The sequence below is a fragment of the Mesorhizobium ventifaucium genome (assembly GCF_935822925.1).
Taxonomy (GTDB): domain Bacteria; phylum Pseudomonadota; class Alphaproteobacteria; order Rhizobiales; family Rhizobiaceae; genus Mesorhizobium; species Mesorhizobium ventifaucium.
In genome coordinates, this window is sequence record NZ_CAKXZS010000013.1 from 20,728 (window position 1) to 29,946 (window position 9,219).

Sequence of the window (9,219 nt, forward strand, 5' to 3'; positions counted from 1 at the left end):
TTCTGATCCGCCCTTTCTTGCTGCTGCGGTAGGAAGACTTCTTGATTCAGCCAAAACCCCAAATTGCTGGATTTGGCAGCCCAGGAAGGATAGGCTTGGTTTTTGGTTCAAGCGATGGAACAGAGACTAGCCGCAATTCTGGCTGCCGATATGGCGGGCTACAGTCGGCTAATGGAGGCCGACGAATCCGGCACGCTCGCACGCCTTCGGACCCATCGCATAGAACTGGTCGATCCCGCCATCGCGAAGAACAAGGGCCGGATCATCAAGACCACCGGAGACGGCATGCTCGTTGAGTTCCAGAGCGTGACCGATGCCGTGAAATGCGCCGTGGAAATCCAACAGCGCATGAAACGGCGCAATTCGGATGTGCCGCAAGAACGGCGTATCGAATTCAGGATCGGCATTAATCTCGGCGACATCATTTTCGACGATGAGGACATTTTCGGCGACGGCGTCAATATTGCCTCGCGCATCGAGCAACTCGCCGACGTCGGCGGCATCTGCGTGACCGCAGCGGTGGCGACCCAAATTGCCGACCGTCTCGAAATTGCCATGGAGGACCTGGGCGAGAAGACGTTAAAGAACATCAGCCGCCCGGTTCGCCTCTATCGCATTGGGTTTGACAGTCATGTCCTGCCAGAAGTCGAGGCAAAGCGATCCATCTCGAAACCTTCGATAGTGGTGCTGCCATTCAACAACATGAGCGGCGACCCGGAGCAGGAATTTTTCGCGGACGGACTGACCGAGGACATCATCACCGAACTGTCCCGCCACCATGAGCTGTTCGTCATCTCGCGCAATTCCAGCTTCGTCTACAAGAACCGCGCCGTGAATGTGCGCGAGGTGGCCGAGAAACTCGACGTCCAATACCTGGTGGAGGGAAGCGTCCGCAAGATCGGCGACAGGGTGCGCGTGACGGTTCAGCTCATCGACACGGCGAATGACGCTCATATTTGGGCAGACAAATATGACCGGAAGCTGGACGACATATTCGCGATTCAGGATGAGGTGACCGCGGCGATCGCAGCCACGCTGCCCGGTCGTGTCGAGGCGGCTCAGCGGGACCAGCTCGCGCGGGCGAAACCTGCAAACATGGCCGCGTATGAATGTGTGCTTGCTGCCAAGGTGCTGCATCACCGAAGCACGATTGCGGATAATGAACGCGCGCAAACCTTGATAGGCAGGGCCGTCGCGCTCGACCCCGATTATGCCCATGCCCATGCCTGGCGGGCCTGCATTCTTGGCCAGGCTTGGGTCCATAACTGGTGCGAAGACAGGGATGCCGTCTGGAACGACATCATGGCAGCGCTGGACAGGGCGCTGGCGCTGGACGACAACGATGCCGATGTCCACCGCATCCTCGCCGCAGTGAACGTGAACAACAATGAGCTGACCACAGCGCGCTACCATCAAGAGCGCGCCCTCGCCCTCAATCCCAATTACGACCTCGTGGTGGTGCAGCAAGGCGAGTTATTGACGTGGCTGGGGAGGCCGGAAGAGGGAATTGAATGGATCCGCAAGGCAATGCAGTTGAACCCGCACCACCCGGAGAGGTTCTGGAGCCACCTGGGAAAGGCGCGTTTCGCCGCACGCCAGTATGGCGAGGCGATCGAAGCTTTCATGCATCTGTCAACCATGGACTCGGTTCAGCACGCTTTCGCCGCTGCCTGCTACGGCTGGCTCGGCGACGAAATCGCGGCCGTGGCGCATCTAGGCAAGATTAGAACGCTCGATCCCCAATTCGACCTCGATTCATTTATCGCCACCCTGCACTATGCCCAGGAGTCTGATGTGCAGCACGTCCGCGAAGGACTGCTGAAAGCCGGTATTGCCCACCTGTAACCAGTTAGATCCAATCGGGGACAGGCAAAAAAGACCGGCCCCCTTCACGGCCTGGCAAGACTTAAATCAGGTACCTGCCGAGAATGGCCGCCATTCGTCTCATCGATCGGAACGAGCAGGTAGCGCCATTTCAAAAGCAAACGTTGGTGCTGCGAGTTCAGGATCACTCCTCGCCAGCGTGCCTTCGAGGAACGGCGTTCATGATGGCCTCCGCCAGTTCTTCGAAGACGGAAGTATCGCCTCTCGATGCGGCAAATAGCCTGAACTCCGCTTCTGGCAATTCTGGCAGACCGTAGCTTGCGGGTACCCTGACCAGGCCGTTTCTCAGCTGACTGACGATCATCGGCGCTACAGCGAAGCCTGAGATGGCAGCCGCCCTCAGGCTGGCGTTGCTGGTGCAGATCATCACCGTGCGCTGGCTGATCCCGACCTTGGCAAGCCGTTCAAGAGCAACTTCCCTGTAGGGGCAAGGTTCCGGCAACACAGCCAACGGCAGCGGGTCCGGAAGATCCACGCTGGCATGATCCGCCCATGCCCAGACAAGCGGCTCGCGCCACAGGAGGCGCCCCATCTCCTCACCCTCACACTGTGATCCGAGCACTAGTTCGATGTTGCCCTCCTTCAGCTTCGAGAGGAGCGCACCCGGAATCCCGACTTGCACCTCGACCTGCAACCCGGGGCGATCAGCGCCGAATGCCTGCAAGGCGCGAAGGATGGGAACCTGTGCGAAGTCTTCCGAGAGGCCGACGCGGATCCTGCCGTGAAATTGTACCTGCGCCAGATCGGCCAAAGCATCCCGGTTAAGGGCGAGGAGCCCGGGCATAGGCGAGCAGGCGCTCGCCATCTTGTGTCATCTCCAGCGAGCGCGTCGTCCTTTTGAGTAACGGCTTTCCGACCTGCTCTTCGAGACGGCGCAGGTGCCCACTGACGGCCGACTGCGTAAGGTTCAGTCGCGCTGCTGCCCGGCTGAAGCCGCCTTCGTCGAACACGGTGACGAAGGTCCTGAGCAGGACCAATTCCAACATATATTCTGATCCATGATGAATATTGTCGATAATCTCAATTTCTATAACGGGTTAAAATATGACGCAATACGGCTCGTCACACAATGAGCAAGGATGATCCATGACCAAGCTACTGCATATCGTTTCCTCGCCCCGCAAAGAGCGTTCCGCCTCGCGTGAGGTCGCCGGGGCCTTTGTTCAAACCTATCGTGCTCGGCGACCTGACTTGGAGATTTCAACGCTCGACCTGTGGGATGTCGACCTCCCGGAATTCGGTGAGGACGCGATGTTGGCCAAATATGCGGGGCTCAGCGGCACGCCGCTTACCCCTTCTCAACAGCAGGCATGGGCCACTTTGCAAGAATTGGCGCAACAACTGCACTGGGCGGATATTGTCCTGCTGTCGACGCCCCTGTGGAATTTCAGCATTCCCTACAAGCTCAAGCACTTCATCGACCTGGTATCGCAGAAGGACATTCTTTTCTCGTTCGATCCTGAACACGGGTTCGCAGGACTGCTCCGCGACAAGATCGCAGTGGTCGTCCATGCGCGAGGCCTCGACTATGCGGCGCAGTCCATCACTCCGGCGCAGAGCTTCGACTTTCAAAAGCCCTATATAGAAGCGTGGTTGCGTTTCATCGGTATCGAAGATGTCCGCAGTCTAATCATGCAGAAGACCCTCTTTGGACCCGATCTTGATCATGCGGCTCGCCGGGATGCACGGGAGGCCGCGTCACGACTGGCGGAAGACCTGCTGTCGCACAAGGCGGTTGCATGATCATGAAGCGCTTGCTGCGGACAAGCGCGTCACCGCTTTGCAATCCGCTTAGGGTCAAAACTCGGCCGCTCGAAGTGATTGGCTTTTGACCTTACCGGTACTCGAAGATCGACCTGAAAATTCCGGGCGCGATTACCGACAGCGGATTGACGTCCAGCTTCGGCTTGTTGGCATCGCCCCTGAGCCGGTAGGTCACGCCGATCAGGCCGCGATCGCGGCCATTGCCGAGCAGCGCGCCGAACAGCGGCAGCTCGCCAAAAATGCGGTTGAGGCCGTAGACCGGCATGAAGGTGCCGGTCATGTCCATGTTGTTGTTCTGGTCATAGAGCGTGCCCTGGAAGGTGGTGCCGATCCGCGGGCCGCGCAGCACGCCATTAGCCAGCTTCAGATAGCCGGCGCCCTTTTCGATCTCGGAAAAGCCGCGCTCGAACTTCACTCTCGACGTGTCGATATTGGCTTTGACGGCTTCGTTGAGGCTGCGGCTGTCGCCCGCCGGCGTCGTCGACACGAGCGAGGCGAGTTTCGGCTCGTTGACCACGAAGAAATTGTGTGAGTCGACCTGGCCCTTCATCGGCCCATCGCTTGCCCCGGCGAGCGCCAGGGTGATCGAACCGCCCTCCATATGCTCGTAGATGTTGAGGAACCGCAGGATGGCGCCGGCATCGGCCGAGCGCACGTTGAGGGCGCGCTTGCCGGCGCCGGTCGTATTGCTGACGCTGATGGCAGCACCCGAACTTGCCGTGGCGCTCACCTTGAGCCCATTCACCCTCGAGCCGGCGGCGCTGTAGTCGAGCTTCAGGTTCGACAGTGTCTCGTTGTGGAAGCCGGTCAGCGAATTGACGTCGGCGCTGACCGAAATCGCGTCGGAACCCGTGGCCTTGGTGGCGGTGTCGACATCGGACGTGAATTGCTTGATCAGCGAGCGCGCGTCTAGCGCGCTGCCGCTGATGTCGATCGCGTAGCCCTTGCCCGATCGTTTCACTGAAACGGCAACGTCGTCTCCCCGGTTCAGCTTGACGTTGCTGAACCGCGCCGACGACAGTGCGCCGTTGACCAGCACCACGCCGCCATCGATCGAAAAGGTCTTTCCATTCAGGTCGAAGTCGGACAGCGTCGTGGTGTCGCCGGATTTGGCCATGGCAAATGTGACATTGGCTGGAATGCCGGGGCCCTTGCTCCAGCCTGCCCAGGGAATGTCCAGCCTGGCATTGGTCAGGTCCGCCGAAACAGTCTGGTTGCCCGTCCCGCTCTTGTCTATCTCAACCTTGACGGTTCCGGAAAGCAGCTCCGACAGGCCAGGCATGGCGGCGGCACGTATCTTGTCGTCGAGCATCAGCGCCACTTTCCGGCTGCGTGGCGGTCCGCCATCCCTGAGCGGTTCGATCAGGTCGAGTTCGGCTGGAATGCCGTTGAGCAGCGCCTTGGCTGATATCACCGCCTTCTCGGGTTCGACCGTGATCGAACCGTCCGCGTCCGTCACCGTCTGGTCTTCGAACGGCTTGCCCAGCGACAGGTCTTTGTAATCGAGCGTCACCAGCCAATCGAGTTTCGAGCTATCGACGCCGCGCTGCAGCGGAATGTCCGCCTTGACGTGGCCGGTCACCGTGCCGGACAGGTCTTCCGGCAGCAGGCCGACACGGCGCATGCCGTTGATCGGCTCGTAGGAGGCGAGCTCGGCGATTGCGGACGCCTCCCCGGCAACATCGATATCGAGCGCGCCGATCACCGGCGGGCGGTTCGCCGCCTTGACCGCCATCGTGCCGTTGCTTGCCGCGACCGTGCGGCCGCTGGCCATATAGACGTTGCCCGAGGACAAGGCGACGTCGACGTCATTGCCGTGGAATTCGACGACGCCGATGGCATCGCGTATCGGCGGAATGTGACCGGCTGTATCGAAGCGCGATCCTTCGATCTTGAAACGGCCGAACACCTCATCTGATGAAAGCGGGATGCCGTTGCCAAGGCGCCCGGGCACGACCTGGAACTGCAGGCTCGCGTCGACGACGCGGCCGCCAAACAGGTTTTTCAGCACCCACAGGCGAGCGTTTCGCGCGGAAAACCAGGGCCACAACTGCTTGACATGCGAGACCGGCATGTCGTGGACGTTGAAGGCTACAGATATGCCCGGCACCTTTCCCCTGGCGAACTCGACCGAAGCCGTGCCCAGTGCCTCGCCGGCGGACCCGGATCTGATCCCGATCTGCTCGGCCACGAGCTTGCGGCTGCGGGTCTGGTAGACGCCGGCGACGCGGGCTATGAAATCGAGTGCGGGTTCGGAGGATTCAGAAGGCGCCAGCGTCGAGCCGTCGCTGGTCAGGTCGTAGCGATAGGACGGCTCCTCGCCGGCTGTTCCAGTCGCCGGCTTGGGCCCGATCGAGCCGGCGAAATCGAATGTCGAGCGACCGGTCCTCACTTGCAGCCGGTCCACCTGGACCTTGTTGGCGCCGGCGACAAGCGTCGCAGCGAGATCGACGTCGGCTGGAAGCATCCCGCGCGAGCCGAGATCGAGTACGGAACCGGCGAACGACAACGAGGCCGTCAGCCGGGGCGCGTTCTCGCCGGATCCTTCCGATCCCACCAGCTTCAAGGCAATAGCGCCGAGCGTCCCGCCCGGCGCTGCCTCAGCCTCGTCGGCCTCCGCTAACTCGACGCTAGCATCGAGGGCCGTCACCCGCCGCGTCGTCGTATCGCGGCTGGCTGAGGCGGCGATGGTGAGTGCCCTGCCGTCGACATCCGCGTCGGATGAAAACTCGATGCCGCCCGGCCCCGACTGCGCAACGGTAGCATCCGCGATCCTGACCAGTTTGACCAACCCGGCCTCGGGCGGAACGAGGTCGACATTGCGCAGCTCGATCCGGCGCATCGAATCCTCGCGCACCGCATCGAGCGCGTGACCGATGCTGGCAAAGACCGAACCGGCCAGCCTTTCCGGATCGATGAGGCCGTCGTCGTTGCGCAGCGCCGCCGTCCAGTCGCCACCCGACGGCAGCGCCGACATCTCGATGCGCGCGTCGGAAATCCTGGCGCTGGTAAGCCGCATCTCGCCTGAAAACAGCGGTATCAGCCTTACGCCGAAGCGGACACGCCCGGCATCGGCCATCGGCTTGCCGTCGGCGGTCTTGAGGCTGACGTCGCTGACCTGCAGCGCGATGAAGCTCGATCCGTCGAGCGTGAGACGGGCCGGCCCGACCGTAACGTCGACGTCGACGCCGGCCAATTTCTCGATGGCCGTTTCCGCTTCGGCCCGCAGCCGCTCGGCGCCGAAGCCGGACATGCCGATCGCATACGCGGCGGCGGTGGCCAGCAGCACAAGGGCCAAAAAGCCGGCAAACAGCCGCGCAAGAATACCAACGCCGCGGCCTTGGCCGAGCGGCGGTACGCGGCACGCGGACGGGAAGGCCCCCAGGTCAGTGATTTCATCACGCCTGAATCTGATCTTCTCGTGCTGCGGCTGCTCCTGATCCACACAATTTTCCGTTGAACGAACTCGACCGTGGACGAATCCCGGTGCGACAATATATCGATGAGGCTTCGCGCGTAACCACAAACAAGGGCATCGATATGGCTGATCTCGACGTCGGCGACGTTGCGCCGCAGTTCGACCTTCCCCGCGACGGCGGCGGGTCGCTCAGCCTCGCGTCATTGCTGGGAAAGCCGGTCGTGCTTTACTTCTATCCGCAAGACGACACCACCGGCTGCACCAATGAGGCGATCGGCTTTTCGCAGTTGAAGCCGGAATTCGAAAAGCTCGGCGCGATGGTGATCGGCCTGTCGCCGGACAGCGTCCGAAAACACGACAAATTCAAATCGAAATACGATCTGACCGTCGACCTCGTCGCCGACGAGGAGCGCAAGGTGATCGAAGCCTATCATCTGTGGGTCGAGAAGAAGCTCTATGGCCGCCGCTATATGGGCGTCGAGCGCGCAACGTTCCTGATCGGCAGCGACGGACGGATCGCCCGGATCTGGCGACACGTTCGCGTCAAAGGCCATGCCGAGGCGGTGCTGGAGGCCGTGCGCGCGCTTTGACGACAATTTCGGCTGGGGCCTGAAGCCGTTGTAGCACGGGGCGCCGAAGCAATCCGGCTGCAACCCATGGGCTGCAAGGAGCTGGACGCCAGCAACCGACCGTTAACCTTAATGATGTGTAATCGGGCTTGTCGTTGGTGTCGTAACGAAAGCTTGGTCCTGTGAACGTAGCCAGTCAGTCAACGGTCCTCGGCAGGCGCAAGGAGCCCCACACTGTCATTATCGCCCGGGGCAACGAGATCAGGCATTTCACCATACGGCCATGGGTTGCCGCATTTTGCGGCTCCGCGCTGGCGGCGATGGCGATAGGCTATCTGCTGGCGACCTCCTATCTCGTGCTGCGCGACGACCTGATCGGCGCGACCACGGCACGGCAGGCGCGCATGCAGCAGGCCTATGAGGACCGCATCTCCGCACTGCGCGCCCAGGTCGATCGGATCACCAGCCGTCAGCTTCTCGACCAGCAGCTCATGGAAACGAAAGTTGGCGAGTTGCTGGAACGACAGACCCAGCTCAGCCTGCGCCACGGCCGCATCGGCCCGCTCCTCGAACGCGCCGAGAGCGACGTCGGAACGCCGCCTGCCGCAGGCACCGGCGCGTCCGCTATGCCGGATAAACGCGCCGAGGTGACCGACGCCCCGCCGCAGGCCTATGCGGTTGCCAGCGTCGGCGCCAACCTTGGCGCTGGCGATACCAGGCCGTTCTCCCTGTGGTCGACCCGCTCCGATCCGCTGCCGAGCGACACGGCGGCCGATCGTGCCGATAGACTGTTCGTGTCGATCAACGCCGCGCTCAAGGCCATAGAGAGCCAGCAGCTCACCCGCATCGCCACGCTTGCCGACAACGCCTACAGAAACGCCGATGCGATTTCTCAGGCGCTCGAGGCGGCTGGCCTGCCGGTCGACGGCGATTTCGGTAAGAGCGATGCCGGCGGTCCGTTGATACCGCTCGACAGTTCGATGACGTTCGACAGCAAGGTAAGGGAACTCGACGAGGCGCTGGACGCGCTCGATCGTCTGAAGACGGAGGCGCGACGGCTGCCGCTCGACAACCCCGCGCCCGGTCGCTCGGTCACCAGCCCGTTCGGCGTCCGCACCGATCCGCTCCTCGGCACCGCCGCGCTGCATTCGGGGATGGATTTCAGGGCGCCGACCGGAATGCCTGCCAAGGTCACTGCGCCCGGCGTTGTCGTCAAGGCCGGCTGGAACGGCGGCTACGGCCGCATGGTCGAGGTCGACCATGGCAATGGCTTTGCGACGCGCTATGGGCATCTCAGCAAAATCGACGTGACCGTCGGCAAGAGGCTCAATGCCGGCGACGTCATCGGCAAGACCGGCAGCAGCGGCCGCTCGACCGGCCCGCATCTGCATTACGAGATCCGCCACAATCGCGAGGCGATAGACCCGCTGCGCTTCCTGAGGGTCGGCAAGAAGGTCGCGCGGTATCTTTAGTCCCCGGAGTCCCCGGCAGGAGCGCTTCTGACAAGTCGAAGGCCTGTCGGCTGCGAGCGTCACGTCGGTTCAGGACCTTTTTGATGCTAGCGGGACAGCGCCCCATAGGCGC

7 protein-coding genes are annotated in these 9,219 nt (G+C 61.9%); 4 read left to right on the forward strand and 3 right to left on the reverse strand.

Features of this window, described 5'->3' with window-relative positions; all coding sequences use genetic code 11:
• Positions 1-114: 114 nt before the first annotated feature.
• The gene (locus NMG70_RS12690; protein WP_254024848.1) at positions 115-1,845 is read left to right on the forward strand and encodes an adenylate/guanylate cyclase domain-containing protein; all 1,731 of its coding nucleotides are present in this window, start codon (positions 115-117) and stop codon (positions 1,843-1,845) included.
• 163 nt (positions 1,846-2,008) lie between these two features.
• On the opposite strand, the gene NMG70_RS12695 is transcribed toward NMG70_RS12690, so the two are convergent.
• Both NMG70_RS12695 and NMG70_RS12700 read right to left on the reverse strand, forming a co-directional pair.
• A complete protein-coding gene (locus NMG70_RS12695; RefSeq protein ID WP_436798378.1) occupies positions 2,009-2,635 on the reverse strand; it encodes a LysR substrate-binding domain-containing protein in 627 nt (208 codons plus the stop codon).
• Positions 2,636-2,645: 10 nt separating this feature from the next.
• On the reverse strand, positions 2,646-2,870 hold the full coding sequence (locus tag NMG70_RS12700) for a LysR family transcriptional regulator (RefSeq protein WP_254024840.1): 225 nt from the start codon (positions 2,868-2,870) through the stop codon (positions 2,646-2,648).
• Between the two features lie 100 nt (positions 2,871-2,970).
• Between NMG70_RS12700 and NMG70_RS12705 the strand changes: the two genes are divergently transcribed.
• Complete coding sequence (locus NMG70_RS12705; protein WP_254024841.1) at positions 2,971-3,627, forward strand: FMN-dependent NADH-azoreductase; 657 nt, start codon at positions 2,971-2,973, stop codon at positions 3,625-3,627.
• 91 nt (positions 3,628-3,718) lie between these two features.
• On the opposite strand, the gene NMG70_RS12710 is transcribed toward NMG70_RS12705, so the two are convergent.
• A complete protein-coding gene (locus tag NMG70_RS12710) occupies positions 3,719-7,093 on the reverse strand; it encodes a YhdP family protein (protein ID WP_254024842.1) in 3,375 nt (1,124 codons plus the stop codon).
• Between the two features lie 95 nt (positions 7,094-7,188).
• Here NMG70_RS12710 and NMG70_RS12715 point away from each other — a divergent pair, with 95 nt between their 5' ends.
• Entirely contained in the window at positions 7,189-7,656 is a 468-nt protein-coding gene (locus NMG70_RS12715) for a peroxiredoxin (protein ID WP_254024843.1), read from the forward strand.
• Positions 7,657-7,817: 161 nt separating this feature from the next.
• Positions 7,818-9,107, forward strand: coding sequence for a M23 family metallopeptidase (locus NMG70_RS12720; protein ID WP_254024844.1), 1,290 nt, complete (start codon positions 7,818-7,820; stop codon positions 9,105-9,107).
• Positions 9,108-9,219: the final 112 nt, after the last annotated feature.